We start from the raw sequence: 26,260 nt of genomic DNA, 5'->3' as shown, positions 1-26,260 counted from the left end.
AACTCCTTACCTGTAATTCTCGTACTGTAAAACGCCTGCTTCGGCTTCGGGAAAGAACTTAATTATTCGCTGATAGTCTTCTGGGTAAATTTTCTTAATCGCACTTAATTCTTTTCCAGCTAAGCTATGGAAGCTGAATCCTAACTCTTGATTAAACTTTGGATAAAGCAAGTGATTAAGCTCGATATATTTCTTCACGTCCTTATCCGACCAATACATAATTGGGAAAAAACGTCCTCGCTTCTCATTAATACTTCCCGTGTTTTTCAACATCGCACGGCGAACCATTGAATCGTTAATCTTCTCACCGCCACTAATCCAGTAAATACCCGTTTGACTGCGTAAGTAGTCGTATATCCACTTAATTTTCACCCGGGGAACTGAAAAATCGGGTTCCCGAAATGAACCGTAGCGATAGAAATCGGAAGTTTCAAAGTGGGGCACCCGAATAATCTTCGTATTGTAGTGGCGCTCGTACTTTCCCAAAGCTTCTTCTTGAAACTCTAAATTGGGCACCATGTACATAAAAAACGGTTGAACACGTTTAAAATACTTAAAGCAAAGGTCCATTGTTGCAATGCTGTCTTTTCCCATTGAAAAACTAATCAATACCGTATCAGTAATTTGTGCTTGTGTTTTGATTGCGGTTAGTAGGCTCATTTTTATGTCTAACTCTTCTTTTCTTTTTACGATGTAGCCTTTCAAAGTGATGTTCAGCTTGAATTAACATGTAGTGCTCGGCTCCAGTCACCAAGCCATAACTTTTTGTTTGTTTCATAACACAAAAAAAGTCCACATTGCTGTGGACCCACTATGCAGTTTATTTTATTTTGCCATTTGGCAACGCCTCGAGACGGGATCGAACCGTCATCACTGGTTTTGGAGACCAGCATTCTTCTTTGAACTATCAAGGCAAATCCAGTAGCAAAATATCTTGAGAGATCAACTTACAGTGTAATTAAGGAGTGCTACTGGAACATCGCTTGCAGGAGTCGAACCTACCCTGGAAATTTTTAACATTGAGAAACGTCGTGCGACGACATGGGCACCACCGAGCTTCCAGTTCCAACATAAAGCGATATTAAGTGGCGCGGGTGTTAATGATCGAAAGAAGAAGGATTTTTTCACCTTCCTTTGATTAAAATTGTATTTAAAGCACGCCACAGTCAACGGCGTCGAAGATTTGAACTTGTAACTTAACCGTTGGTATGTAAACCCGAGCTTCCCCGGGCTGAAACGAAGAACAGATTGATTTGATACTATTTCAGAAAGAAACAAATGAAATCCAGTTGCCCATTACGGGCAGGCCTTACAGAAGGGAGCGACCCTTGCAATCCATGGACAATAAATTGTGGTTTCAATGGTAAATTTTTTAAAGGAGTTAATTAATCAGATTGCCAATTCGCTTGCTGTAAGACATCAGGGGGCAACTATCAAAAAACTGAATTAGGGGGTTAAACCTTCTTCCTTTTTTAATTTTGCCCCAAAAAGCCAAGTGGGATACTTGAATTACTGTCAATCCGCTTTTGCCACCCCGATAAAGGTTGAAAAAAACATGAGGTGCCCACCTACGGGACTTGGCTTAAAAATCACGGTTGGGATCGAACCAACCTAGTGCCCAGCCGCACGTGATTTCTTAAAACCTAGATTTAAAGGAGTCTTCATCGAATTCGCTTTGCCAATTTCTTGACGATACCATTATATAAAGAAATCTACCCTAGTAGTGCCCTAGATTTGACCTACTTTTACCCTAGATTTGCCCTACTTTTGCCCTACTTTTTTGTTGGGTAAAATCTGGTATGACTTGATCGGATATATTGAGCATGCTTTTGATCTTGGCAATGACTTCGACAAATTCAAAAATCGCTCGATGGTCGGCGCTGCTGTAACTAGCGTTACCACTCAAGTTTAATTCGGCCATGACTTTGCTAATTACCCAGTGTTTGAGATACCGCTTATCTAAAATGACGTCACTTGGATAGTGACACGATTTAATCGCAATTTTAATGCCGTTATATGCCCGGTAATACTCATCGGCATTCAGCAGGCGCTCTTCTGCCGAATTACCTTTGGCACTTCCCCGAATCCCAGTAACGTCCCCTGACAAGCCAGTTAAGCCAAGCATGATATTTGCTTCACGCTCAATCTTAGCGTAGGTAACTTCTCCTAAACCGTCATGGAAGAAGAAAGCTCGTACTTCCCGAATCACTCTTTTTTCGTCAACCTTCTCGAACAATTCCAATTTCCTCACTCCCATCAATCAAAGCCCCCGTCTACGTAGTACCATAGTCTGCGCTTAACTTGATACCTATCTGAAATTGGCGGTGCACCGTGCCGTTTTTGTACCCGCATCTTTACTGCTGATCGACTAACTCCAATGTAGTTGCTTGCCTGTGCCATCGAATTGAAGAATTTAACCTTTTTCGCTTCTTGGTCAAACATCGCAATTTGAGATAACTGCGTGCGCTTAGATCGATAATGCTTGTGCAATCTAGTATTTTTTTCGATTAGCATTCTTGCTTGGGTATAAGTAATTCCAAAATTATTTCTAACTGCTTCGATAAATGGAAATTTACTGACAAATTCGTACACGTCTTGATTATCGATCCCCGGCAAATGGTACTCTTTAACGTTGCCTTGAAGCTTTTGTCGAAACTCCAGAACAACTTGAAAATCTGAGTCATCAACTGGCATCTCGTCATCCCAGTCACCCTTCCAGTAAATTGTTGGGTATTTTTTCTGTAATCGGTCCAAAGCGTCATTCAATTTATGGACCTCGTGTGCCCACCCCATACTTTCCTCACTCCTCGATTTTGTAATTAACGTCCTTTCTCTCAAATATGCCTTTGTGCCCTAGTAACGCCACCCTAAAGCGCCCCTTCATCGGGGTAACGAGTTCCACTGCTTGTCCGGTTACTCGCTGAAAATCATCAATCAGTGCTATCGCCTTGCGTACCTCATGCAATTGCCGATCGTCCTTGGTTGGGTACATATCGAACATGACAGCCAGGTCACTAATATAGTCATCAAAGTTCGGCATTGACGGATTATGGATAATAAACTTTTTGCCTTGCTTCTCAACCCTTCCTCTAACAAGCATCATCCTTGACCTCCTCACCACTAATTGGTGCCAGCCTACCCTTAGGTGCGTAGATTGTGCCACCGAATGCCTCAGCTACTCTCCTTGCTGGATCAAGGTAGTGGAAAATCATAGCCTCATCTAAGTTGTCAGTCACCACTAACTGATCTGGAACGATCTTCGCAGAAAACATGGTAGCGTGCCTCCCTGCATAGCTTTTTACCCAATTGTGGTCGCCAATCTTGACGTAGTAGATGTTACTCATTAGCTACCTCCTCAACTCCAGACCGCATAAGTGCTTCAAACCATCCGATCCCCTTAAAACGCAAGTCATTGCACAGTTGGTCCAATTCATCACGTGTGAATTTCTGCTTCAAACTATGATTTAACGCACAAGCAAACACACGGCCATGAATATCATACCTACAAGTTAGATACTGTGGACCGTTGTCTGAGTTAAGCCCTGGGATCCGGACACGATAAAGCCTGACACCCGACGCTTGCCACTCGTATAATAGCTGTTGAAGTTTCTTGAGCTTCTGGGGATCAGCCTCCTTATCAAAGCTGATCTTAAAGTCGCGGTGATCACTGGTCTCACGGAGTTTAATCTTGATCTTGTGTTCTCCTGCTGGTATTTCGTCACCAATCTTGTTCATGGCTGATATTAATTCTTCTGTTGTCATTTCAATTCCTCCACTTCAATTTCAATCCTCCAAAAGTTGTGCAATCATTACTATCACCAAAACCCCGATACCTACATTGGCTGGGTCAACTTTACATATGATCATCGTGATAATCACTGCTGTGACACAGATGATCCCAACGCATAAAGGTAGCTGCTTCATTTGCAATCTCCCATCCGCTGGTCAATCTTTAGCTCAACGGCTTTCAACTTGCCGTCAATGAAGTTAGCGAGTTCTTGAAATGAATTGATGTCCTCAGTGATAGCCGCCTTCTGGATCCAGTCTTTAACAGCTTGCCCAAAGCTCTGGTAGTAAAACTTCTGCCCAGCTGGTGTGCCGTCCTTCTGCAAGTGCCCTGACTTCTTAACCAAGATCACATTGCAATGATTGCTGGAAGTAATACACCACTTGTCATTAAGATCAATCTTCATCATCGTCATCCTCAACCTCCATCACAATTTCAACGCGTGGCTGGTCCGAGTAAAATTTTTCGGCCTCTAACTTGATAATGGCATTATCATCGGCCCACAGCACCCCCGTGAGCGCGTCTAGCGTGCTTTTGATGTAATTGTCCAAGTCTGGCTTTACGATCGGTCTATGGACGCCTGACAGCCTCCTAGCGTGCTCCACTTTTGACACACTCTTTTGGATTGGGCGGTAGAACCGCAGTTGCAACTTGATTGGCCCGGTAACTGGCGGTGCCGCCACATAGTAGCCGGCTTGATTGGCAAAGCAATCCCTAGCCTGCTCAGCAAGGGTCCGCTTGTACTGCTTGGCCTTGACTGGGTCGTAAGCATGGACATATGGCCGGCGCGTAAAGCGGGGCCGCATCTGGGCCACTGGTTCGACGGGAAATTTAAATACATACTCAGTCATTTTCGCCTCCGATCTTGTAGCACTTGTTAAGCTCTTTGTTGTACACGTCCAGGTACAACTCGCATTTGTCACCGTTATATGTTGCCTCGTAGTAATGATTATCATCAGGTAACGGCGTTGACAACAGTGCCTTGTGATTCTGTAACGTTTTGGCATACCACACGACAAACACATCATGATAATTAAGGTGATAACGCTCTGGATCTGCCATAACAGCCACTTTAAGCTTTGCAAAATCAATAAATTCTTCGTTAGTCATCATTATTCCTCTACTTTCTTGTAAGTTTTATTAAAAATTTCATCTTTGACCGCCCAATGTTCCCCATCAACTCCGGTTAAAATCCAATCACCTGGGTTGATAATCATCTTGCCTTCCAGCGTTGGAATTACATAACTATTAGGGCCCTCGTAAACGACTTGTGCACCCATCGTGGGCTTAAAACCGCTAATTTCGCCATCTGATAGATCCCCAAGCTTGTAATACCGTATTTTGTGCGGTAGTAATCAAGTCTGGCGTTATCAATCGGCATGAAGCACTCAGCTTTTACCGTCGCAGTTTTGCGATAGGTGCCAATTTCTGCGCCACTGTACACTCCCAGCAAACAGCGAGCCGCTTTGTCTATTACATCGATACCTTCACGTGCACTACAAATTCGCTCCGAGATTTTAATATCATTCCAGGGCTCAGGGCTGTAACCATCAATTTCCGGGTGCTCGCGTAAATCCATTGCTAGGTCCTCGAGCTCAGCGTCGATGTGACTAATTTCATGTATCAGATTTTCTACATACGCAAATTTACTATCCATCACAAATCCCCCTTGTACTTTGCCACTGCTGCTTAGCTAGCAATCCTAACTCTTGCTTGAACTTCTTAACTTTGATCGGGTCATATAGTTGCACTCCAAACTTAGTCCGCCTAGCACGTGGCCGGGCTTGCTGGACGGGTTTTAAGTCAAATCTTAAGTGATATTGTTTCTGCACTTACTTATCCAACCCCGTTAGCTTTAGGACTTGCTTAGCCGCATCTAACGCGGATTTGTTTAAATCTTCAAAATCGGTATTGGTATTCTTAGCCAGCAGAAGGACCAGGGTATACAGTGCTGAAGCAATCGTAATTATATCGGTCCCCTCATACTTTTTTAGCGTGTCTAAAACATCCATGATAATTCCTCGAATTTGATCGCCATCAATAAAAATTTTTTCTTTAGGCATTGTGCTCCTCCATAAATTGTTTAATTGTTTTAAGTGCTGCAATTAATCCGGCCATTTCTTCGGTCTTGATGAAGGCTTCTGACGACTTCACATTAAATCGCCATATATCATCTTCCTTTCTGATTAATTCTTTTAGCTAATTCGGCTAACGTTAATTTCCGACCTTCGTGTGGCATTAATTGCTTTTTACATACTGGGCATTTATCTAAAGCAATAGTGCCTTTAAATTTACCTTACACGAAAAGCAATGCCTTTACACCTTGATAGTGCTTCGTTTTACCAGTCTTAGGATCTTTAGCATCGTATTCATAGGCTACATTAGTAAGCACTAGGCAGCCGTTATCTTGACCACTTTCTCCCACAGGGACTGGCTTAAATGGATATTCATGGTATTCACACTCTTCCATCAGTAGTCCTCCTCGTTAAGATCATAGATCTCACCGCTTAGCTCCTCAATTGTCCTGCCGATCCAATCAAGGCGATCCCGCTCTAAGTTATTTAGCGAGTCCTTTAATTCCCACGAAGCATTATCAATGCCCTTGAAAGTGCTTGGAGCACCGGTAAAAACGCAATCGTGGGTGCCTTTCAGGATCTGATTACGCATCTCTTCCACTTGGTCTTTCATGTCGCTAGCTTGCTCTTGCATCTCAGCAATTTTTCCAGCCATTTCATACAATTGGTCCAGATACTGATTGATATATTCGCCTTTATTCATTGTCTTTACCTTCCTTTTGCTTTTTAAAATGGCATTTGGTTGTCTTTATGGCTTAGTTCATCTTTGTGTTTTTCTTCCCACTTTAATTGAGCTTCTACCTTAGCTAGCCTTTCCTCTTTAATCTTTTTAATTTTGTCATGCAATAGTTCAAGTTTTCGGTCGTAATCCGTAATTTCCCCAGTCAACTTATATGTGTCTGATGTTGGCCAGGCCAAGTTTTCTACCCAATTGGGATCCTCAATTTCTAACTGCCATAAGGGATTATCAAAATCAAATTCATCAATCCAAACTTTGTCCCAATTAATCACTGGTAGTTCTTTTTTTAATCTTTGGATATCTTTAGCGCTAAAAATAAATTGCGCTGGGCCACCGTCAAAGCAAATGTACGTTGGATCGCAAGCCGTGTATTGATCTTCCGGATAATCTCCTGGTAGATAATCGCCATCATCGTATAGGAGTGCCAAATACCCGTTATCACCGCTAAATAATTGCACTGTGTAACACGTATCTTCTCTTAAAGGTTCCATTAGTACCCCACCCCTTCGTAATCCTTGTCAGAAGCGTTGTGTAAGTCTTCTAAGCCTTCGTAAGCGTCCCTCAAGGCGTTATAAGCATAATCAAGGTGATCGTCTACATACTCAATGTCATCACTTGCTCCTGCTAGTACACCGTCTTTTAGTGCTCCTCGCATATCTTCTAAGTCGTCCATCGCCTTATTCATCGCCGTCTCAAAATCTTGGATTCCGTCCATGCTTAAGCCTCCTTTAATTCCACTTCGGTAAGTGGTACATCTTCAAACTGCAAGTAGCCATCTTGGCTTAAGTTACAAGTCCCGTCTTGGTAAGTACCGCTGCAGGTGTATTGATTCCCATGCCAAGTCACCAAGTGCCCGACTAGAAAGATCATTTTTTGATTAAGTGTCATTATCCTCGCCCCCGTACATCGCTTAGTTGATTAAAGTCGATCATGTAATCAGCTTCCTTTGGTATTAGCCGACTCAAGATCTTGCCATCATACATCCGCTCTAGCTCTTCTCGTGAATTGTTAGTGGTGATGATCATTGACCCCGTCCAAGAGTTTGTTTGCTGATTAAAGCGCGCATTTGCGACTTGATAGATTGCTTCTTGCAGGTCGAGAGCAACCCCTTTGTAGCCATCAGAATTTATCCGGCTGATAATGCCACCTTCGGTCCCGAAGTCATCTAGGATAACTACATCGGCCTTCTTCATCTGCTTGATTACACGGTCAATGCGATCTTCTGCATCACGCTTACTAAATTTAAGGCGGAAGAGATAAGCAAGCTCCGAAGTTGAAACAAACATTCCTGATTTTCCGGCTGCCATTAAACTTTGGAGCATTGCTAGGGCTAGTGAAGTCTTCCCTGTCCCGGGTTTGCCCCACATCACCACTGTGTGATTTGTCGTTGCTAGTTGCTTAGCAAGATTAAAGGCTTTAATCCCCACTTCACGCCCTAACTGCTGATTAGGCTGTAAATTAGGCTTCCAGTCTTTAAATTGGAACTTCAATGGTTGATTATTAGGCCATAAAGAAGCTTGATACAGCTCCTTTGCTTGCTGTTTTTGATACAGCTTCATAAAATCTTGGCTCTCGCGCTTTCTTCTAGCTTCACGCTCCTCGATAGTCTCTGTCTTGGAAGTATCAACTCCCTTTGCTTCCACCAGTTTTCTGATCTGATCCAAAGCGATATTTCCTGTCGAGTACATTTGCTCACCCCCTTAGAAAGGTACATCGCCATCATCTTGACTAAAGGTTGATGTTGATGTTGTTGGTTGTTCATTGCCCCAGAAGTCTTTGCTGTAGCGCTCCTCTTGGGCTTCTTTAAATGTTTTTTTGGGTGTTTCATTGAGATAACCTTCAAACTTTGTTCCAAAAAGGGTTTCCGGTCGCATGAAGCCCTTCTTTACGAACCAGTCATCATGCAATTTGTTATCAATCACTTTCTTGAAGTCGCTAACAGTGAAGCCCTCCTTCATTCGTGCATGAATCAAGCGTTTAGTTTTGTCGGTCTTTGCCTTGTAGTGTTTACCAGCCTTCTCGTTAAGGTAATCAACAATTTCCTTGACTTGGTCGGAGAAGGTATGGCCAGGCTGTGCCTGAGCTCCCCCTTTAGGGGGTAGGGGGTGTTCTTTTGTGTTAGTCTCTGAAGAAGTCTCTGAGTAGTCTCTGGTATTGGTCTGGCAAATCTTGCCAGTTTCTTTTGGCAACTTTTTCCTATTTGATTCGGCAGAATTTTCCTTACCCATTCGGCAAGAATTTCCGAATGCATTTGTTAGTTCTTCCAAACGGTCGTAATCAATCGTGTACCACTTCGTGCGGTCAAATTTTAATTTGTTGTAGTTTCCAGTTAATAGAATTCCTTCGTCTTCTAGATATTTGAGAATACTGCGAAGAGTTCTTTCAGAAATCCAATTGAACTGCTTGTGCCAATTTTTAATTGTGTTGTAAATCCATTTGTGACCGTCGTAATATTTTTCTGATCGTTCAATCCAGTAATGGATTTGTTGCAGCAGTAATGCACGGTCAGAACTTCCAAGCATTTCCGCAAGCTTTGGAAGAAATAAAATTGGGTAGTCATCCAATAACAATCTGCTCATTTAATTACCTCCTAGAAAGGCACATCATCTACACTTGGCGCTTGTTGGCCAAACACATTGTTGCTGTAATCTAAGCCTTGATTTTGTGGCTCAACTCCCGGTTGGTCATAGCCGCTTTCAGCATTGTCTTTCTTGGATTCCAGCAAGGCAAAGTTATCAACAACAACTTCCGTTACATATACTTTCTTACCATCTTTGTCTTGGTAGTTTCGTGTTTGCAGGTGTCCATCAATACCAATTAATGAACCTTTGTGAGTGAAGTTAGCGAGGTTTTCTGCTCCCTTCCGCCAGATCACGCAGTTAATGAAATCCGCTTCCCGATTACCATCTTTATCGCGGAATTGGCGATTGACGGCCAAAGCAAAACTCGCAACTGCTATCCCAGATTGGGTGTATTTAACTTCTAAGGCCTTAGTAGTTCGGCCAGTTAAAACTACTCGATTAATCATTAGCTTGTAACTCCTTTAATCTTTGTCTGGTTAAAATGTGGAATCTTAGTAAGTCCTCATCACTAAGCTTGATCGGCTTAATGTGGTACTTCTTACAAAAGTTATTGATCCCAATATTGTGCTGTTCTTGGTGGTGATTCCGGCAGAGCGTCATAAAGTACATTTTCCTCTCGTCTATGCGGTGGCGGTTCCGTCCTAGCCCTACCGCTTTAAAGTGAGCTAAATCGGCTCCATGATTGCCACAAATTACACATTGACGGTGTCTTAAGCAAAGTACCTGCCGTGGAAAGTCATCTGGTAAGCTATCCCAGATTTTGGTCTTGAAAGGAATGTCTTCCTCAAAGAGAAAATCAAGGATAACTAGAATCATGCGCTTCGCTGTCGTGACGGAGCAGTTTGATAGGCTAAACGGCGATTCACCGAAAGCCGTCTGCACCCGCCATTTGAACTCGTCTTCCCAGTAGTCGGGAGTGTCTCCCGTGTAACTACATAGGTCGTTAATTAGTGCCCAGATCTTCTTCCGTTGATCGGGGCTAATCTTCCTTTTATCAAGCACTGTCAGCTCGATAGACGGCTGTTCCCCCTCGCTTAGGTGATTTACCTGCGACAGATTTAAAACGTCGTCTAGCGTGACTGTGACGCTTTTACCAGCCACTTTATTCAACTTGCCAAGCATTAGGCTTCCTCAAACACGTCTTGTTGTTCTTGGTAGCCTGCTTCTCCTAGTAGGTCATTTGAGGCAGCAATGGCGATTTGCCATTGTTGCTCTTGAGTTGGCTTCTTGATCTTGTCAAGCTGTGCCGCTGCCCTACCCTTAACTGCTTTTTCGACTTCATCGGCTCCAATTCCCATGAGCCCAGTTAGCAAGCTGATGTTTTTGGAATATTGCTTTCTCCAAGCATCAATCTTGGCTTTTTTCGCATTAGCTTCTTGCTTCTTCTCGGCTTGCTTTTCGTCTTGCTGATTAAGATCGCCCATTGGGAGGTCTTCTCCTGCATAAAGGTTCAAGCCAAGCCCCGCCATCGCAAGTGCTTTTACTAAGCACCGTTGCTGGGTCTTGTTGATTTGCGCAATATTCGGATTTGGCACCGGCTGATTACGCATATCCATTACATATAGGCGCTCCGTGTATTCTTCACCTTCGATAGTGACGGTGACTTTAACTTCACACCCGGCAGGAGTGATACGGTAATCTAGCTTTTGACCCGTTGCATACCAGCGCCCATCTTTATCGGGGCGGTATTCGGGGTACTCTTCAATTGTTCGCTTGGCGTCTGGATAAGCTCGCTTAACCATTGCCCAAGCCCATGCCCATGAAACATATTTCAAGGCAGGGCCCTTATTCATCTTGATGGTTTCAACATGTCCTGAAACATCAATGTTTGATAAGGTTTCAAATACACTTTTCTTTTCTGCCATTTAAATTCCCCTTTCCCTAATTGTGACGGTCTTGTATCCGCCCTTCTTTCCTGTCAGTCCCGGGATAATTTCCCCAGTTTCCGTGAGCACTACTCGGCCATCGTCCAAGATTTGACTGGCCTTGTTGACTGCCCCTTCTTTTGGCTTACGGTCCACAAGCTCTTCCGGAAGGTGCTTAGCGATCTCTCGCTTATCGTCGGCAGATAATGCCTTCCAGTCGAACTTGTCACCCGCCGCCCTTAGGTGAGCGTTTCCGTAAGAAGTAGAAAAACTTGTCATATCGTAGCGATTTAGGAAGTCACCAAGCCGTTCCTTAATCACTTCCAATTCCTTCTCGTTCTTCTCAATCTTTTCATCCCAATACTTACGGGCAAATTCAATGTCTTTTTTCTTCCCGTAAGTCATTTGTTGAATGCGATTTTTAATTTTTTGTGCTTCCTTCATCTGGAAGTTGAACCATTCGGAATCAAACTCGTCTTTAGGTTCTGGCATTGATCTTCACCTCTTTAAACAGTCATCAACGAGCAAGCACTTGCTAGATCTTTTCTAATTCCTTCCAGCTCGATAAAAGCTAACTCGCCATACAGGCTTTCGATTTTTTTGATAGGAGTTTTCATTAGAACGTCAGTAATTGCTTTTTCTTGAATTTTCAGCAGTTTAATGTAATCTAGAATTTCGTCAGTCATGAATCTTCATCTCCCAATATGGTTCGCTCGTGCTTGAAAAACTTGCGCGCTTGTATTTCAGCAGTCCGTCTGGCAAGGCGTCGGAATAAATTTCTTCCGCCTTCATGGCTAATTAAGTAGCCAAGTCACGGACTGCAAGTAATTCTTGGCGGTGTTCTTCCAAAGATTGCCCCTTTTGGAGCATTGTGGCCGCGTTGTTCATATCGCGGTAAAGCTTGTATAGCTTGTCTATTAGGCGTTGTTCACGTTCTAATATTTCTGTTTTATCTTTCATGATGTATAATTAACCTCGTTAATATTTATTAATGCGCTCTAGTGATTGCTTTGGTCGGTATCACTGGAGCTTTTTTCGTCTGCAAAATCAGTAAAGGGGCGGAAAATTTCCAAGTCCCAGGGAGTAATCACTGCTACTAAATCCATTGCGATAAACGGAATCAATAGCATCATGGTCATCCCCATGATGTGGGTGTGGCCCATCAGCCACGCCCAAGTCATTACTGACCCGGCTTCGATGTACATAATGCTTTTTAAAAGTTTCATGCTAATTTCCCCTTCCAATTGATTTCTTGTCGGTGTGCTTCCATCCACTTGGAAGCCTCATATTCAAAAATTATCGTTCTTCTGATTCCTTCTTCTTTATGTGGAGCTAAGCACCATCCCCCTTCGTTGAAGTTCGTTTCGGGAAACTCATCAAAGATGAAGGTTCGCACCCACAACTTCGATTTGCCCCCACAATAGTTTTTTCGGAACTCATCGATTCCGATGGTCCTGCCCTTAAGTTGTTCTCTCGGCACTAAGCCGAGAGTTTTTATTTTGTTTTCAACGGCTTGCTCAATGAACTTGTCGCTGATTTGAAGTTCCATCTGCATCCCTCCTAACGTACATATCCGATCAAGTAGCCAACTACGAATGCCAAGCAAAGCAAGGCAATCGTTTTAATATTCATATCCTTCCTCCTTTTACATTCGTGGTCCATGTAGTTACTTGTTTACTATTTTCATAGTATTTAAAGCTAAAAAAATTTGGTCTGTTGTGACCTCCAATACTTTACTTAATTTCCAAATATAATCTGCGTTTGGCCGAGACTTTCCATTTTCCCAGTTAGCAACCGAGCCAAGCGAGCAATCTAGCCGTTTAGCTAATTCCATTTGGCTCATGCCTGCTTTCTTTCTAAAATCTCTTAAACTCATATTTCATTAATCCCCCCTAACTCTTTGTATATTTATATAATACTACATTCGTTGTAAATGTAAATAGTTTTGTACAACTTTTTTATGTATAATAGATTATAAATAAAGTATTGTACTATGATATAGACAAATCAATGAAAGGATCAATTATTATGATAGGTGATAAGCTAAGAGAACTCAGAGCAATTCATAGAATGTCGCAAACGGAATTGGCAAAATCTATACATGTTTCACAACAAGTAATAACTAAATGGGAGAATGGCAAATCAGAACCGTCTTCGGCTTATTTAAATGATATTGCAAACTTATTTAATGTTTCTACTGATTACTTATTAGGTAGAACTAGCGATCAAACACCAAATAAAGAACTTTCTAAAAATCAAAAGCTTGTTGCTTACTCCATTGACCCCGATATTTCGGACGAGGAACGAAAAGCGATTATCGAGATGGTCCAGGCAGCCAAGAAATTCAGAAGGCGGATTTAAGGCGGTGATCCTATGACCGACTTGGAACGAATCGAGGATAAATACCCTCAGCTAAAATTCTGGGGGATTGAAATTGAAAATCCACATTATCACGGGCATATTGAAGGTGATGATGTGTACATTAATCTATTGCAACCCGATTTTGATTGGCTAAAGACTGCACTTCACGAATGCGTCCACTATGACTTCGATCAAGGTGATCTAACAGATGGAACTAGTTTTGAAGTTAAAGTGGCAGAACGCTGGGCTGTTAATGAATCAAAACGGGCGTTTAATCAATTATTTGGGGGAAGTAATTACTAATGGATTCAGAAGATAGCATTGAACTTTTTCGACAGATTATCATCGCTTGTAATCAATTAACTATCAAAGGACCATCTGACGGTTTTGAGTTACTACATAGTTTAGAAAATAATGCCATTATTCAAGATTTAACAGAAAAATATGATAATGAAACCATCACTTATCAATTTGTTAGAGGCACGCAAGAGTTAATAGATTGCCGATTGCTTGATGGTAAGTATACCCCTACTAAATCTGGACCGTTATTCAAAATTGCCGGAGTAACAATGAACGGTAATGATTTCTTGATTCAAACTACTAAACCAAGTGTAAAGAAAAAAATTAACGACTTTGTTAAAACAACAGCCGTTAATATTACACCGTCTTTAATTATGCATTTCATTGGACTTCTTTAATTGACTTTGAAAAATTGTAAAAAGTGTTGCTTGATAACGATTTATTATACACGTCCAAGCGTGATTGACGTTAAAAGCTACTTGGGGGAATAAAAATTGTCAAAAGTATGTATTATTTGCGGAACGAAACAGAATTTTAAAAATGCAATGACGTTACCTTTCTATTCAACGTCTGATCATAGATATATTTGTGGCCATTGCCTACCAAAGATTTTCCCTGATGTAAAAGTTAAAGATACTAAGCTACAAGTCTTTGTTACTCATAGCCAAACTGCTAAAGATTGGTTGTTTAAACATACAAGCGTTGAAGCCAAATACTACTATGATCATGGTAAGCAATTGACTTATTCTGGATTTGATTCAGTCGAAGGTGAAGAATTTATCTGTCCTTATTGTGCTAGTCATGATGTATCACCAATTAGCGAGGATAAAAAGGCCTTCTCTTTCGGTAAAGCGGTCGGGGGTGCCCTTTTAACTGGTGGCGTTGGCGCATTAGCTGGTTTTGCTGGTAAGAAAACCGGCAAATTAGTTTGGGTATGCAATAACTGCCATAGCAAATTTACGGCTTACGGTAATCCTAATCAGAGTACTCAGGGAGATGCAGACGAGCAAAATAAAAATGACGCAGCAGAAGAAATTATGAAATATAAGAATCTCCTAGATAATGGCGCAATTACTCAAGAAGAATTTGAGGCTAAAAAGAAACAATTGTTGAAATTATAGGAGTTTATCATGAAAAAGATCATTGCTTTACTAACTTTTTTAATCGCTATTTTAATTTTACCTAGCACGGTATCTGCTAATTTAAAGCAAGATGCCATGCAAACTAATGATCCAAAAGTTCTGGTTAAATATCTAAAAACAACTAAAGCCGGGAAAACTTTAAATGTTACAAAGGCAGCTTATACTGACGATAATTATTTAGTTTTAACCATCAAGAAAAAGCCAAAAGTTGGTTCCTTAGCTCAACGTGTTAAATTTGCAAAGAACGTCCAAAAGGTTATGCAAGCAGTTCCAGAATCGAGTCGCAAAAGTGGTATTGCCTTCTATCAAGGCGATAAATATGGTTCTAATTTGATTATTGCCTTTAGCGCTGACAAAGTTGCTAACAGCAACTATGGATCAGTGGTTCAAAATTCATCTTTAGGAAATTTAAAAAAGGGAACCACTGCTTGTTATTTTGAACCACTCTTTGCCAAAGATGATGGTAACGAAGCTTTTAAATCCTCACCAGATACACAAGGCCCACAAAATGAAGATGGTGAAACCTTAATTGAAAGAATCCAAGATGTAACTGAATAAACAATTTTGAAGTCCGTCATAAATTGGCGGATTTAAAAATAAGTTTTATTGAACAAATGTTTTAATTATAGAAAGGAAATGAACACATGGCTAATTTTATGAAGCGTGGCGATAAGTGGCAAGCTCGAATATCTTGGCGTGACAATAATGGCAAGCTCCATCAGAAGTCTAAGTCGGGCTTTGCTACCAAACAGGAAGCCCGGCAGTATGCAATTAGGTTAGAATCACAAAAGGAAGATGGCGTACTCCTTGATAAAGAAGTATCTTTCAAAGACTATTTTCAAGAGTGGTTTAAAACGTATAAACAAGGCACTGTAAGCGATAATACTGCTCGTCACTACCATTTAACGGGTAAGTTAATTACTAAATATTTTGAGCAAGCAAGCCTCAAAAATATTAAGCGGACTGACTTCCAGAAGTTCATTAACTGGTATGGAGCAAACCATGCGCCTGAAAGTGTACGAAAAGTCAAAACAATTTGCCGTGCCTGCATTAGATCAGCAATCATTGATGGTTTAATCATTAAAGACTTTACTGCTGATGTGGAGCTAGTAGCCAACAAAAATAATATAACTGACGTTGAATATCTTTCGCTCAAGCAATTATCTAAGCTGACAAATTGCTTAATAAAACACCGCCAAACTGATAAGCCTACAATCTACATGATTTTAACGGGTATCTATACCGGGGCTCGCTTAAGTGAGGTTCAAGCTTTAACTTGGAATGACCTTGATCTAGCTCATAAAACCATCAAAATTAGCAAAGCGTGGGACAATCTACATGGTGGTGGATTTACTTCAACCAAGAATGAAAGCAGCAAGCGAACTATTCGAGTTAATCAAGAACTGCTATCTTTGCTCATGGAGTTAAAAGTTAATGGTAATACATTAATCTTTGAGGAAGATAGTCACAAAATCCCTGGTAGCTATCAAGTTAATCGTGACTTGCGAAAATTTCTTCTAACAATTGGATTAAAGAATACTAGCTATCATTTCCACTCACTTCGCCACTCTCACGTTGCTTATCTACTATCACAGGGAATTGATCTATATGCTATTAGTAAACGTTTAGGGCACTCAAACATGACAATCACGGGCAAAGTATACGCTTATCTGATTGATGAATATAAAGCGAGGATGGATGATGAAATTGAGAAAAAATTGGGCAAAATTCGAGCTTGATGTACAAAAGATGTACAAAGCATTACTGAATCATTGTTATATCAACTGTTCGAGCACTTTATTAATCCTCGTACGGGTGACTTATGGTGGTTTTGCCGTTGTAACAACCTTGAAGAAGGTTGTTACAACGGTTTTTTGTTTTTTCTATAACACTATGCGCATCAATTTTTGTTGAACATTTGCGGAACAAAAAATATAACTTTCACCCATGCAATTAATTAAATACCTCAATTAGTGAACCATCTTCCGCAAAAACACAGACATTTCCATTATTTTGTGGAACTTGTGGTTGGCATCCCCCGTCGGTAAAGTAACGAGCGGGTTCGCCCGCATACTGCACTTTCACCACTGGGCAATCATTCGTTGGTCCCGCTTGATAACCAATAATTTCCGGTTGTCCTGCTGGTACATCACCATCAAGAACCCCACGAATTAAGCAGGTTGGGGTGTGACCAACGACAATGGTTTTTCCAGTCTGATTATGAGCAAAGATCTGGGAAAGTTGGTTGTGATGACTTTCACCGTACCAATATTCTTCCCGAGCCCATAGAGCATATTCTCGAGAACCTGCTTGACCATTTAATGGAACTCCAGCATGGACAAAAATGTACTCCATCTCATCTCCCCCTGTTTGTCTTATTTTACCATTAGTCCACTTTTTCTTTGGTTATCTTTATTAATTTTTCTCATTACTTTTTAATTTAAACTTGACAGATTTTCCTAGCTCAGTTAACATTTAAATATCAAAACAAAGGAGTACGAAACCATGAATTACGCAAGTTTACAATTAAAGACTTGGTGGCAAAGCCGGTAATTCAGGTTACCCGTCTGACGGATGTAACCTGAAACTCTTTCAGATTGCGTCTGTACCGGCGGTGAAATTTTAGTGCCCGTACGGATCCTACGTACGGGCTTTTCTTTTGCTAGCGAGGGGGCCTGTACTAGGTCCCCTCGTTTTGATTTAATTGAAATACCATTGAGGAGGAGAAATAATGAAACGAATGTATTCCTTGATTGCCATTTTAGTGGTTTTTCTCGGGGTCGCTTTCTTTACCAATAATGGGGGTAATGGTTTGGGCCTTCACCAAATACCCAAAGTTGGGGCTTTAACCCTAATGCATCACCCCGCTCTGGATCAAATTTATAAGGGTTTCCGCGATGAATTAGCTAAAGAAGGCTACCATGACGGCAAAAACGTGACAATTGAATATCAAAACGCTAATGGTGATCAATCGAACCTTAAAACCATGGCTAACAAGTTGGTTAATGATAATTCCACGATCCTATTTGGAATTACCACCCCGGCTTCTCAAGCTTTAGCTAACACTACTTCAAAAACTCCAATTGTTTTAGGGGCCGTTACTGATCCCCAAGGAGCTGGCCTCGTAAAAAACAATCGTCACCCTGGTGGAAATATTACCGGGATCTCTGGCCAAGCCCCGGTTAAAGAACAATTACAGCTGGTTAAAGCGTTTATGCCCCATGCGAAAACCTTTGGGATCATTTACACTTCATCGGATCCATCCGCCGCTTCTGAACATGAAATCTTTGTTAAACAGGCAAAGAAAATGGGGATGAATTTAAAATCATACTCGATTTCTAATAGTAACGATCTAAATCAGGTTTCGCAGACAATGTTAAACGAAGTCGATGCTGTCATTGTTCCAACTGATAATACAATTGCTGGGGCAATGCAAACCTTGGTTAAAAATGCTGATGCCGTTAATAAACCGGTCTTCCCTGCCGTTGATACAATGGTAAAACAAGGTGGGGTAGCTACTTACAGTATTAACCAATACAAGATGGGCCAGGAAGGAGCCAAAGTGACCGCTGCTATTCTTCGGGGAGATAAAAAACCAGCCACTACTCCAATTGAATATATTCGCCATGGTGAACCCATCTTAAATCTCAAACAAGCAAAAAAACTGGGGTTAACTATTCCAAAAGATTTCCAACAAAAAGCTGAAAAATATGGAGAGGTGATTAAATAATGGCATTAGTAACTTCCGCAATTGGGCAAGGACTCCTCTGGGCTTTATTAGGGCTTGGGCTTTACCTCAGTTTTCGAATTCTAAATGTGACTGATATGACAGTTGAAGGAACTTTTCCCCTCGGGGCCGCAACCGCAGTGAGTTTAATCGTTCATGGAGTTAATCCATATTTAGCTTCGTTAGCTGCCTTTGGGGCCGGGATGGTTGCTGGCTTAATCACTGGTTTATTAACCACCAAGGGTAAAATTCCGAGTTTGCTAGCGGGGATTTTAACGATGACGGCCGCTTACTCGGTCAACTTAAGAATCATGGGAAATAAATCAAATCTTAGTTTATTAAGTCAACAAACCCTCTTCTCCAATCAGTTTCTTCGACAACTCCCGCAATACTTCGATAGTGTTGTGATGGGGATGGGGGTAATCTCAATCATTACCATTTGTCTAGTTTTATTTTTAAACACCGAATACGGGCAAGCCTTCATTGCTACCGGAGATAATCCAACAATGGCACGTTCCATGGGAATCTCAACCAACAAAATGGTAATCTTTGGCTTAATGGTTTCCAACGGTTTGGTTGGCCTATGTGGCGCTCTAGTTGCGCAAAGCAATGGTTATGCGGACATTAACATGGGAATTGGGACAATCGTGATCGCCCTTGCTTCAATCATCATTGGGGAAGTCGCTTTTGGTGAACTTACCCTAGGGCAACGGTTAGTGGCCGTTACTCTAGGGAGTATCGTTTACCGCTTATTATTACTTGCCGTTCTCCAACTCGGCTTCTCCGCTAACGATTTAAACCTACTTTCCTCAATCGTGCTCGCTCTTTGCATGATGCTACCGCAATTAGATAAAATTTTGAACATTAAAAAGCCAATTCTAAAGGGGGTCCAGACTAATGAATAAACCAATTTTAGAGCTCAAAAATGTCTCAACAATTGTTAATAAGGGAACTGCAAGTGAGACCACGATTCTAAAAAACTTAAATTTAACGATTAACCCTGGTGACTTCATCACCATCGTTGGGACCAACGGGGCCGGAAAATCAACCCTCTTCAATGTAATTGGCGGGACTTTGATTGCTGACCAAGGACAAGTTTTACACAATGGTCAAGATATTACTCATCAAAACGAAGTTACCCGGACTAGTTTCTTAAGTCGCGTTTTCCAAGACCCGAAGCTTGGGACTGCTCCCCGGATGACCGTCGCTGAAAATCTTCTGCTTGCTAAACGGCGGGGACAAGGACGACGCCTTGTTTTTAGGCGGTTAAAGCAACACTTCAGTGAATTTAAAATCCTTGCCGCTTCAATGAACAACGGCCTTGAAGACCGTCTTAACACAGCCACCGGTGCCCTTTCTGGTGGCCAACGGCAAGCGCTTAGTTTCTTAATGGCAACGTTAAAACGGCCTGACATTATTTTACTTGATGAACACACTGCTGCCCTAGATCCCCACACTAGTGAAACCTTAATGCAAGCAACCAATCAGCGCATCCAAGAAGATCACCTAACTGCTTTAATGATTACTCATCACATGGAAGATGCAATTAAGTATGGAAACCGGCTCTTAGTTTTAAAAGCCGGCCGTATCCTCGCCGATATAACTGGTAAAGAAAAAGCCCAACTAACCCCGGAAAAATTAACTGCATACTTTGAATAAGTAACGTTTATCAACCATCTAAAAAAGTTCTAAAAACATTTAAGCCACCAATCTAAAAGGTTGGAACGTAGCCAATCCAGATTTGAAAGAGGGTGGGAAGAAACTCAAGTTTCTTCCCACCCTCTTTGTCATCTCCGAATATTACTCAGTAACTAAGGTCAAAAAGCACGGCCTTAGCGGATAAGTGCGAACGAAAGGTCGATTCTAATGAATCAACCTTCGTCCTTCTTATCCCAACCAGGCCGTCAAGGAGCTTTTTTCCCAACCTCCTTCCTAGCCTCTCCTCTTTCTTTTTATTCCACTACCGGATAGTTAGGCCGCTTACCATCCAAAATTAACATCACATCATCAAGTCCCATCTCAACAATGTTCCGCATGGCTGTATCGGTATAGAAAGCACTGTGAGGTGAAATTAAGACGTTTGGCATCGCCCGTAAGATCTTATAATCTTCCGGAATTTCTTCTGGTTGAGCTTGCTTTTCAAAGAATTGACCTTCATCAGCTAAGGTATCTAAAGCCGCCCCGGCAATTTCGTGATTTTGGAGGGCAGCAATTAAGTCATCTGTTACTACTAATCCACCTCGGGCCATATTAATTAAATAAGCGGATGGCTTCATTTTCTTGAAAGCTTCAGCATTTAACATTGCTGATGTTTCGTTATTCAATGGTGTATGAATCGTTACAATGTCTGACTCTTTAAGAACCCGGTCTAAATCCGTGTAGGACAAATACGGTTCCAATTCAGCATGGTGAACCGGATCAACTGCAATTACTTTTGCACCTAAAGCTGAGTATAATTGGGCAGTTGCGCCTCCAATATGACCAGCCCCAATAATTCCTACCGTTAAATTGTAAATTTCGGTACTTTCTAATCCAGACCACCGAAAATCAAGCTGATCCATCCGATCATCATAGTACCCTAACTTACGAACCAATCGGAGTGCTTGAGTTAAGCCCATTTCAGCAATTGCTCGCGGTGAATAAGCCGGTACGTTAGTAACTATTAGCCCATTTTCCTTTGCTAATTTCAAGTCAATAAAGTCAAAACCAACCATTCGGGCCGTAATTTGTTTGATTCCAAACGATTTTAAAGTTGGATAAATTGAAGGATCCAACGGGATAGTTTGCTGAATATCAATCCCATCAAACCCCTTTGCCCAGCCCACCGTTTCTGGCGTTAATCGTTCGGCCACTGACTTAATTTCAACGTTGTGGGCTTTAGCATAAGCATCAATAAAGGGTTGTTCAACATCTAAAACGGCATACATAATAATCTTTTTCATGTTTACCACTCCAATTTTTTCATCCGCTTTACGGCTTCTTCTAAGACGGCTTGTTTTTGGGTTGCTGCAATCCGGACAAAGCCTTCACCAGCTTGACCAAAGGCCACACCAGGTACCACTAAAATCCCCGCTTCATTCAATAACTTATCAGCAAAACTCAAAGAATCCATTCCTGTTGCCTGGATGTTCGGGAATAGATAAATACTTCCCATTGACGGTGTTAATTTCAACCAGCTAACCTCTGCCAAAGCTTGGTTTAAATAAGCCAACCGCTTTTTAAATTCACTTACGACTGGAGCCGTTAATTCATCATAGTGTGCTAAGGCATAGAGGGCGGCATCTTGCGATGGCGTTGGGGCTGCGAAAGTAACTGCATCATTAACTTCGCCGGTCGCTTTGACCAGCCAATCTGGGCCAACCACATAGCCAATCCGCCAACCCGTCATGGCAAAATTCTTGGAAAAACCACTAACGATTACCGTATTTTCTGGCGCATAGGTTGCAGGTGAAACAAATTCAACACCTGGTTCCACGTAATCAGCGTAAATTTCATCACTTAAAATCATCAAATCATTTTCAATAGCAATTTTTGCCAACGCTTTTGCTTCCGCAACCGTTAATGCATTCCCCGTTGGATTATTTGGGGAATTAATGACAATCGCTTTTGTCTTTGGGGTCAACGCTTTTTTTATGGCAACAATGTCTAAGGCGAATCCCTTCGTCGCATCCGTTGCTACTTCAACAGGTACTCCCTGGGCTAATTTAACTTGGGCAATATATGGTGAAAAACTTGGTTCTAAAACAATGACCTCTTCACCTGGATTGAGAATTGCCTGTAAGACAAGGAACAGAGCATGTTCAGCCCCGACGGTTACCATCACTTGATTGGATTGGGTTGGCCGACTAAATCGTTGAGTATAAAAATCCGCAATTGCTGCTCGTAATTCCGGCTTGCCCATTGCAGCTGTATAATGGCTATCCCCCGCTTTAACAGCTGCAAAAGCTGCTTCAGTAATTGCAACTGGTGTTGGGAGATCTGGATCCCCAATTGATAAGTCAATCACATTATCCATTGTGGCGGCCTTCTCGCAAACATCCGCTAAAATATTTGGCGTTGGATTTTGATAAGCTTGATTTAAAAAGGTCTGATCCATATTAGTTCCTCCTTACAGAATCTAATCATTTTATAATTAAATATCATACACTCCTTAAATGTTTAATACAAGCAATTTGTAATTTTTATTCATAAGGAAGTTAAGTAAAATAAATCTGCTAAAAGATTGATTTTTTCTAATCAAGTCCGTTAAAATCTTGATGTATTCTAGCTTTTAAGTATAAATATCAAAAAATATTTATACTTTGTAAGCGAAAACAAACGAATATATATTTTCGGTAATAATTAAGATATTCTCATCTATTTGGAGGGAGTTTCATGCAAGAACTACGTAAATATTCAGTTAACGATTTCTGGAACAAGCTCATGTCAGCCGTTGCGATGGCAATCGTTGTCTCAGTTACCCCAAGTGCAATTGTTGGTCCCCTTTTTCAAGCTTTAGCTAACCACGGGCCGTTTTGGGCAACCTTAAATATGGTTACAAATATGGCTATGTATGCTGTTCCTGTCCTTTGCGGGGCCCTAGCAGCCGGTCAATTTGGCTTTTCAATGATTGAAAGAACCAGTGTCGCTCTTGCAACCTTAATTGGTTCTGGCGCAGTTGCCTATTCAGCTAAAGATGGTACCTATACCTTAATTGGGATGGGGGACCTAATTAACATCATCTTAATTACCGCGATTGCAATTAGTGTGATTTTTATCATCCGGCCATATGTAGGTAGCTGGTCAATTATCTGGGATCCAATCATTGGTGCCTGTGCAATCGGCGGGTTCGGAGTTTGGACCTATCCGTATGTTCACATGGTTACTACAACCGTTGGGGCTTTCTTAAACCAAGTGACAAAGCTCCAACCATTACCAATGTGTACCATTCTGGGGCTTTCCTTTGCAGTGATTATTGCTACCCCACTTTCTACTGTCGGTTTAGCCTATGCTTTTGGGATTGCCGGGATTGCCGGCGGGGCTGCTTCTGTCGGAATTACTGCTTGTTTCTTTACTGTCGCCTATGCGGTTTCAAAGGTTAACGGGAAAGGACTAGTTGTTGCAATGGCCTTTGGATCAGTCAAAATGATGCTGGCCAACTTTTTAAAGCATCCCCAAATGTTAATCCCAATTGCTATTTCTGGGGGGATCGCTGGGTTTATTGATTCGTTTGTCCAAATGAAGAATGGGGCTGCTTATGCTGGATTTGGTTTCCCCGTTGGTCCAATTAATGCTTTTACGTATCTATCAGGTAGCCCTCTGCATAACTTTTTGATTGTCGCTGGGATGTACTTTATCCTCCCGATCATCGTTGCTCTTCTGTCCTACCACTTATGTAAAGACGTCTTCCATATCGTCAATGAAGATGATTGGTACGTTAATTTAAATGCTTAGTTAAAAAATAATTAGACTTTTTTAATATTACTATTGACGAGCAAATTGCAATCTGTTAGGATATCAACAATCAATTCGACAAATTTTCTAAAGGCATTAGTAGTTTCTTAGTTAAGCTCAGCGAGGAACTGGTTGGTGAAAAGTTTCTTTAGCTAAAAAACGGAAAGGCCTTTAACTAAATGCTAGCTTTTCGAGGCTAGCTGGTAGCACCCATTATCGTGCAGCATATCGGAGCAAATCCCGTATGCCTAAGGGGCTAAATTAGCCTAAAGTGGGGTGGTACCACGCGGAAGCGTCCTCTGTTCAGTCGAACAGGGGGCGCTTTTTTTGTCGAAAATCTATGAAAGCAGGTATTAATTATGCACTACGGGATTATTGGAGCGGGGGCAATGGGCTACCGCTATGGAGTAATGCTTCAGGAGCATGTAGGTGTTAAGGTTGATTTTATCGAAACTTGGGAACCAAATTTGCAGGCTGTTAAATCTCAGGGTGGGGTTAAAGTTGCTCGTGATCATCAAAATCAAAGACTGATCCCAATTAATATTTATCGACCTGAAGAATATTCCGGTTCACCTGACGTCTGGATTATTTTCAAAAAACAAATGCAACTTGCCACCGAGCTTATGCGTTGCCAAAAAGCTGGATTATTCAAACCACATCAATACGTTTTTTCCGCAATGAATGGAATGGGACATTTTGAGAAAATTAGTCAATTCTTTGATTCCGATAAAATCATTTGTGGAACAGCCATGATTGCAACTAGGATGGACAAACCAGCAGATGTCGATTTCATGGGAAGTCTTGGAACCGAAGTCATGCACATGGCACCTTACAATAATCAAGCACCTAATCTAACAATGCAACAAATTTTCCAGGATTTTCAGTTAGCCCAACTTGGTCCAAAGTGGGCTACTGATTGGCAAGGTATGTGTATGTCAAAAGTTGTCTTTAACGCTGTATGCAATACTCTTTGTACAATGTTTGAAATACAAATGGGCGAATTCATTCAGTATCCTGGTGTCCGAGAAATGGCTAAGCAACTCTTTGATGAAGCCTTCGACGCCTGCGAACGAGCCGGAATTGAGTTGATTGAAACTCGCCAAGCCGAAGTTGATTCAGTAATCACCGTCTCAAAGGCTTATCAGTACCACTATCCATCAATGTATCAAGATTTTAGTAAGGGACGCCCAACTGAAGTTGACTACATTAATGGCTATATTGCAAAATTGGGGCGTCAAAATGACTATATTTGCCGAACTCATGAATTTGTTGTTCACGAAGTTCACCTCGCAGAGACAATGCGTCAATTTAAATAGCTAACAACACATAACTTTTATTGGAATTTGAGAAGGATTCCCACATACTAAAAATGAGGTCTGGAAACCCAAACCTCATTTACATATTAAGCTTAGTCAACCACGTGGCGTTCAAATGGTTGATCAGAAATCCCTTCACTTAAGATCTTCTTTGACCATTCCTTGGCAGAGAAGAGAGAGTGATCCCGGTAGTTTCCACAACTTTCGATTGTGGTTCCTTGAACATCTTTCCATTCAGTATGGTAAGCAATTTCTTCTAAAGATGACTTTAAAGCTTTAGCAACTTCCGTCGTTGAGTGTTCTCCCCAGGTAATTAAGTGGAAACCAGTCCGGCAACCAAATGGTGAACAATCAATCACCCCATCTAGCCGGTCACGCAATAATCCGGCTAATAGGTGTTCAATCGTGTGCAAGCCAGCCGTTGGAATGGCGTTTTCGTTTGGTTGAACTAATCGCAAATCATAATTACTAATTTCATCACCCTTTGGACCCTTTTCAACCGTAATTAACCGAACATAAGGGGCCTTAACCTTCGTGTGATCTAAAGTAAAACTTTCAACTTTTGCCATAAAGTATTTCCTCCTTAATTTAATAACTTTATTTTTGTTCACTAAATCAAATTCGTCAACTGTTTTCTCCAAAAGAAAGTAGTTTAAAATAAAGAACGTCCCGGAAACTGTAAATTAACAGTTCCCGGGACGTTACTTTGAAACGTGGTACCACCCAAGTTTAGAAATCCTTCACAGAATTTCACTTACTAAGCACAATCATGCTTAACCACTGATATCGGGTGGCAACCGCTAACGGCTAAAATCTTCACCGCTAGGATCCTCCAAGACCATCTTCGTGATGATTCTCCTTACTGGCTTTCACCATTCCAGCTCGCTATGAAGGTCGTCAAAACTACTCATCTTTTCTAAGTGTTATCTAATT

General features: G+C 41.4%; 44 protein-coding genes, 1 tRNA gene and 1 other annotated feature. Of the genes, 11 read left to right on the top strand and 34 right to left on the bottom strand.

What is annotated here, in order from left to right; genetic code table 11:
- Positions 1-6 precede the first annotated feature (6 nt).
- The 30 genes from GTO83_RS03015 to GTO83_RS02875 all read right to left on the bottom strand — a co-directional run bounded on the left by GTO83_RS03015 (position 7) and on the right by GTO83_RS02875 (position 12,924).
- Complete coding sequence (locus GTO83_RS03015) at positions 7-660, bottom strand: phosphoadenosine phosphosulfate reductase family protein (RefSeq protein ID WP_180871664.1); 654 nt, start codon at positions 658-660, stop codon at positions 7-9.
- Between the two features lie 184 nt (positions 661-844).
- Positions 845-914, bottom strand: a tRNA-Trp gene (locus GTO83_RS03010).
- An 836-nt stretch (positions 915-1,750) separates the two neighbouring features.
- Entirely contained in the window at positions 1,751-2,242 is a 492-nt protein-coding gene (locus GTO83_RS03005) for a hypothetical protein (protein ID WP_180871663.1), read from the bottom strand.
- A gap of 14 nt (positions 2,243-2,256) precedes the next feature.
- Positions 2,257-2,793: a hypothetical protein gene (locus GTO83_RS03000; RefSeq protein ID WP_180871662.1), complete on the bottom strand. Its 537-nt coding sequence runs from the start codon at positions 2,791-2,793 to the stop codon at positions 2,257-2,259.
- A 7-nt stretch (positions 2,794-2,800) separates the two neighbouring features.
- Positions 2,801-3,103 carry a hypothetical protein gene (locus GTO83_RS02995; RefSeq protein ID WP_180871661.1) on the bottom strand — a complete coding sequence of 101 codons (303 nt, stop codon included), beginning with the start codon at positions 3,101-3,103 and terminating at the stop codon, positions 2,801-2,803.
- Positions 3,090-3,344 (bottom strand): hypothetical protein, encoded by a 255-nt coding sequence (locus GTO83_RS02990; protein ID WP_180871660.1) that lies wholly within the window; start codon positions 3,342-3,344, stop codon positions 3,090-3,092. The genes GTO83_RS02995 and GTO83_RS02990 overlap by 14 nt, the downstream gene beginning before the upstream one ends.
- Positions 3,337-3,762, bottom strand: a complete 426-nt coding sequence (locus GTO83_RS02985) for a hypothetical protein (protein ID WP_180871659.1) — start codon at positions 3,760-3,762, stop codon at positions 3,337-3,339. The genes GTO83_RS02990 and GTO83_RS02985 overlap by 8 nt, the downstream gene beginning before the upstream one ends.
- A gap of 158 nt (positions 3,763-3,920) precedes the next feature.
- Entirely contained in the window at positions 3,921-4,202 is a 282-nt protein-coding gene (locus GTO83_RS02980) for a hypothetical protein (protein WP_180871658.1), read from the bottom strand.
- Entirely contained in the window at positions 4,183-4,638 is a 456-nt protein-coding gene (locus tag GTO83_RS02975; RefSeq protein ID WP_180871657.1) for a RusA family crossover junction endodeoxyribonuclease, read from the bottom strand. Before GTO83_RS02975 ends, GTO83_RS02980 begins: the two co-directional genes overlap by 20 nt.
- On the bottom strand, positions 4,631-4,897 hold the full coding sequence (locus GTO83_RS02970) for a DUF6275 family protein (protein ID WP_180871656.1): 267 nt from the start codon (positions 4,895-4,897) through the stop codon (positions 4,631-4,633). Before GTO83_RS02970 ends, GTO83_RS02975 begins: the two co-directional genes overlap by 8 nt.
- Positions 4,898-4,899: 2 nt before the next feature.
- Complete coding sequence (locus GTO83_RS10865) at positions 4,900-5,004, bottom strand: PGDYG domain-containing protein (RefSeq protein WP_219634235.1); 105 nt, start codon at positions 5,002-5,004, stop codon at positions 4,900-4,902.
- Between the two features lie 20 nt (positions 5,005-5,024).
- Positions 5,025-5,444, bottom strand: a complete 420-nt coding sequence (locus GTO83_RS02965) for a hypothetical protein (RefSeq protein WP_180871655.1) — start codon at positions 5,442-5,444, stop codon at positions 5,025-5,027.
- The gene (locus tag GTO83_RS02960) at positions 5,437-5,619 is read right to left on the bottom strand and encodes a RusA family crossover junction endodeoxyribonuclease (protein ID WP_180871654.1); all 183 of its coding nucleotides are present in this window, start codon (positions 5,617-5,619) and stop codon (positions 5,437-5,439) included. Before GTO83_RS02960 ends, GTO83_RS02965 begins: the two co-directional genes overlap by 8 nt.
- On the bottom strand, positions 5,620-5,850 hold the full coding sequence (locus GTO83_RS02955) for a hypothetical protein (protein WP_180871653.1): 231 nt from the start codon (positions 5,848-5,850) through the stop codon (positions 5,620-5,622).
- A gap of 233 nt (positions 5,851-6,083) precedes the next feature.
- On the bottom strand, positions 6,084-6,257 hold the full coding sequence (locus tag GTO83_RS02950) for a hypothetical protein (protein WP_180871652.1): 174 nt from the start codon (positions 6,255-6,257) through the stop codon (positions 6,084-6,086).
- Complete coding sequence (locus GTO83_RS02945; RefSeq protein WP_180871651.1) at positions 6,257-6,565, bottom strand: hypothetical protein; 309 nt, start codon at positions 6,563-6,565, stop codon at positions 6,257-6,259. Before GTO83_RS02945 ends, GTO83_RS02950 begins: the two co-directional genes overlap by 1 nt.
- 23 nt (positions 6,566-6,588) lie before the next feature.
- Positions 6,589-7,092: a hypothetical protein gene (locus GTO83_RS02940; RefSeq protein ID WP_180871650.1), complete on the bottom strand. Its 504-nt coding sequence runs from the start codon at positions 7,090-7,092 to the stop codon at positions 6,589-6,591.
- Positions 7,092-7,316 (bottom strand): hypothetical protein, encoded by a 225-nt coding sequence (locus tag GTO83_RS02935; protein ID WP_180871649.1) that lies wholly within the window; start codon positions 7,314-7,316, stop codon positions 7,092-7,094. Before GTO83_RS02935 ends, GTO83_RS02940 begins: the two co-directional genes overlap by 1 nt.
- A gap of 2 nt (positions 7,317-7,318) precedes the next feature.
- A complete protein-coding gene (locus GTO83_RS02930) occupies positions 7,319-7,489 on the bottom strand; it encodes a hypothetical protein (RefSeq protein WP_180871648.1) in 171 nt (56 codons plus the stop codon).
- Positions 7,489-8,289, bottom strand: a complete 801-nt coding sequence (locus GTO83_RS02925) for an ATP-binding protein (RefSeq protein ID WP_180871647.1) — start codon at positions 8,287-8,289, stop codon at positions 7,489-7,491. The genes GTO83_RS02930 and GTO83_RS02925 overlap by 1 nt, the downstream gene beginning before the upstream one ends.
- A 12-nt stretch (positions 8,290-8,301) precedes the next feature.
- Positions 8,302-9,180: a conserved phage C-terminal domain-containing protein gene (locus tag GTO83_RS10925; protein WP_180871646.1), complete on the bottom strand. Its 879-nt coding sequence runs from the start codon at positions 9,178-9,180 to the stop codon at positions 8,302-8,304.
- An 11-nt stretch (positions 9,181-9,191) separates the two neighbouring features.
- Complete coding sequence (gene ssb, locus GTO83_RS02915; protein ID WP_180871645.1) at positions 9,192-9,629, bottom strand: single-stranded DNA-binding protein; 438 nt, start codon at positions 9,627-9,629, stop codon at positions 9,192-9,194.
- The gene (locus tag GTO83_RS02910) at positions 9,622-10,305 is read right to left on the bottom strand and encodes a putative HNHc nuclease (RefSeq protein ID WP_180871644.1); all 684 of its coding nucleotides are present in this window, start codon (positions 10,303-10,305) and stop codon (positions 9,622-9,624) included. The genes ssb and GTO83_RS02910 overlap by 8 nt, the downstream gene beginning before the upstream one ends.
- A complete protein-coding gene (locus GTO83_RS02905) occupies positions 10,305-11,048 on the bottom strand; it encodes a DUF1071 domain-containing protein (RefSeq protein ID WP_180871643.1) in 744 nt (247 codons plus the stop codon). Before GTO83_RS02905 ends, GTO83_RS02910 begins: the two co-directional genes overlap by 1 nt.
- Entirely contained in the window at positions 11,049-11,540 is a 492-nt protein-coding gene (locus GTO83_RS02900; protein ID WP_180871642.1) for a hypothetical protein, read from the bottom strand.
- 14 nt (positions 11,541-11,554) lie between these two features.
- On the bottom strand, positions 11,555-11,734 hold the full coding sequence (locus GTO83_RS02895; protein WP_180871641.1) for a hypothetical protein: 180 nt from the start codon (positions 11,732-11,734) through the stop codon (positions 11,555-11,557).
- Positions 11,735-11,846: 112 nt separating this feature from the next.
- Entirely contained in the window at positions 11,847-12,008 is a 162-nt protein-coding gene (locus GTO83_RS02890; RefSeq protein ID WP_180871640.1) for a hypothetical protein, read from the bottom strand.
- A gap of 38 nt (positions 12,009-12,046) precedes the next feature.
- A complete protein-coding gene (locus tag GTO83_RS02885; RefSeq protein WP_180871639.1) occupies positions 12,047-12,274 on the bottom strand; it encodes a hypothetical protein in 228 nt (75 codons plus the stop codon).
- Positions 12,271-12,597, bottom strand: coding sequence for a DUF771 domain-containing protein (locus GTO83_RS02880; RefSeq protein WP_180871638.1), 327 nt, complete (start codon positions 12,595-12,597; stop codon positions 12,271-12,273). The genes GTO83_RS02885 and GTO83_RS02880 overlap by 4 nt, the downstream gene beginning before the upstream one ends.
- Before the next feature lie 117 nt (positions 12,598-12,714).
- The gene (locus GTO83_RS02875) at positions 12,715-12,924 is read right to left on the bottom strand and encodes a helix-turn-helix domain-containing protein (RefSeq protein ID WP_180871637.1); all 210 of its coding nucleotides are present in this window, start codon (positions 12,922-12,924) and stop codon (positions 12,715-12,717) included.
- Between the two features lie 152 nt (positions 12,925-13,076).
- Between GTO83_RS02875 and GTO83_RS02870 the strand changes: the two genes are divergently transcribed.
- From GTO83_RS02870 to GTO83_RS02845, 6 genes are all read left to right on the top strand, one after another.
- A complete protein-coding gene (locus tag GTO83_RS02870) occupies positions 13,077-13,409 on the top strand; it encodes a helix-turn-helix domain-containing protein (RefSeq protein WP_255463150.1) in 333 nt (110 codons plus the stop codon).
- Between the two features lie 12 nt (positions 13,410-13,421).
- The gene (locus GTO83_RS02865) at positions 13,422-13,712 is read left to right on the top strand and encodes a hypothetical protein (RefSeq protein WP_180871635.1); all 291 of its coding nucleotides are present in this window, start codon (positions 13,422-13,424) and stop codon (positions 13,710-13,712) included.
- Positions 13,712-14,107: a hypothetical protein gene (locus GTO83_RS02860; RefSeq protein WP_180871634.1), complete on the top strand. Its 396-nt coding sequence runs from the start codon at positions 13,712-13,714 to the stop codon at positions 14,105-14,107. Before GTO83_RS02865 ends, GTO83_RS02860 begins: the two co-directional genes overlap by 1 nt.
- A 96-nt stretch (positions 14,108-14,203) precedes the next feature.
- Positions 14,204-14,830 carry an SHOCT domain-containing protein gene (locus GTO83_RS10920; protein WP_255463149.1) on the top strand — a complete coding sequence of 209 codons (627 nt, stop codon included), beginning with the start codon at positions 14,204-14,206 and terminating at the stop codon, positions 14,828-14,830.
- Between the two features lie 9 nt (positions 14,831-14,839).
- Positions 14,840-15,409 (top strand): hypothetical protein, encoded by a 570-nt coding sequence (locus GTO83_RS02850; protein WP_180871633.1) that lies wholly within the window; start codon positions 14,840-14,842, stop codon positions 15,407-15,409.
- 86 nt (positions 15,410-15,495) lie between these two features.
- Positions 15,496-16,590, top strand: a complete 1,095-nt coding sequence (locus GTO83_RS02845; protein ID WP_180871632.1) for a tyrosine-type recombinase/integrase — start codon at positions 15,496-15,498, stop codon at positions 16,588-16,590.
- A 214-nt stretch (positions 16,591-16,804) separates the two neighbouring features.
- On the opposite strand, the gene GTO83_RS02840 is transcribed toward GTO83_RS02845, so the two are convergent.
- Positions 16,805-17,206 carry a hypothetical protein gene (locus tag GTO83_RS02840; RefSeq protein ID WP_180871631.1) on the bottom strand — a complete coding sequence of 134 codons (402 nt, stop codon included), beginning with the start codon at positions 17,204-17,206 and terminating at the stop codon, positions 16,805-16,807.
- A gap of 376 nt (positions 17,207-17,582) precedes the next feature.
- Between GTO83_RS02840 and trpX the strand changes: the two genes are divergently transcribed.
- From trpX to GTO83_RS02825, 3 genes are read left to right on the top strand one after another with little or no spacing between them, the layout of a single operon-like run.
- Complete coding sequence (gene trpX, locus GTO83_RS02835; protein ID WP_180871630.1) at positions 17,583-18,581, top strand: tryptophan ABC transporter substrate-binding protein; 999 nt, start codon at positions 17,583-17,585, stop codon at positions 18,579-18,581.
- Positions 18,581-19,483 (top strand): ABC transporter permease, encoded by a 903-nt coding sequence (locus tag GTO83_RS02830; protein ID WP_180871629.1) that lies wholly within the window; start codon positions 18,581-18,583, stop codon positions 19,481-19,483. The genes trpX and GTO83_RS02830 overlap by 1 nt, the downstream gene beginning before the upstream one ends.
- The gene (locus GTO83_RS02825) at positions 19,476-20,237 is read left to right on the top strand and encodes an ABC transporter ATP-binding protein (protein ID WP_180871628.1); all 762 of its coding nucleotides are present in this window, start codon (positions 19,476-19,478) and stop codon (positions 20,235-20,237) included. Before GTO83_RS02830 ends, GTO83_RS02825 begins: the two co-directional genes overlap by 8 nt.
- Before the next feature lie 293 nt (positions 20,238-20,530).
- On the opposite strand, the gene GTO83_RS02820 is transcribed toward GTO83_RS02825, so the two are convergent.
- On the bottom strand, positions 20,531-21,520 hold the full coding sequence (locus GTO83_RS02820) for a D-2-hydroxyacid dehydrogenase (RefSeq protein ID WP_180871627.1): 990 nt from the start codon (positions 21,518-21,520) through the stop codon (positions 20,531-20,533).
- A gap of 2 nt (positions 21,521-21,522) precedes the next feature.
- Complete coding sequence (locus GTO83_RS02815; protein ID WP_180871626.1) at positions 21,523-22,674, bottom strand: aminotransferase class I/II-fold pyridoxal phosphate-dependent enzyme; 1,152 nt, start codon at positions 22,672-22,674, stop codon at positions 21,523-21,525.
- 278 nt (positions 22,675-22,952) lie between these two features.
- Between GTO83_RS02815 and GTO83_RS02810 the strand changes: the two genes are divergently transcribed.
- Positions 22,953-24,011, top strand: coding sequence for a PTS sugar transporter subunit IIC (locus tag GTO83_RS02810; protein ID WP_180871625.1), 1,059 nt, complete (start codon positions 22,953-22,955; stop codon positions 24,009-24,011).
- Between the two features lie 359 nt (positions 24,012-24,370).
- Entirely contained in the window at positions 24,371-25,327 is a 957-nt protein-coding gene (locus GTO83_RS02805) for a ketopantoate reductase family protein (RefSeq protein ID WP_180871624.1), read from the top strand.
- 92 nt (positions 25,328-25,419) lie between these two features.
- Here GTO83_RS02805 and GTO83_RS02800 read toward each other — a convergent pair whose 3' ends face one another.
- Complete coding sequence (locus GTO83_RS02800) at positions 25,420-25,896, bottom strand: S-ribosylhomocysteine lyase (RefSeq protein WP_180871623.1); 477 nt, start codon at positions 25,894-25,896, stop codon at positions 25,420-25,422.
- Positions 25,897-26,018: 122 nt separating this feature from the next.
- Positions 26,019-26,255, bottom strand: a binding site (T-box leader).
- Positions 26,256-26,260: the final 5 nt, after the last annotated feature.

The sequence above is a fragment of the Lactobacillus sp. 3B(2020) genome, from assembly GCF_013487845.1.
Classification (GTDB): Bacteria; Bacillota; Bacilli; order Lactobacillales; family Lactobacillaceae; genus Limosilactobacillus; species Limosilactobacillus alvi.
This window is presented reverse-complemented; position numbering and strand designations above follow the sequence as displayed.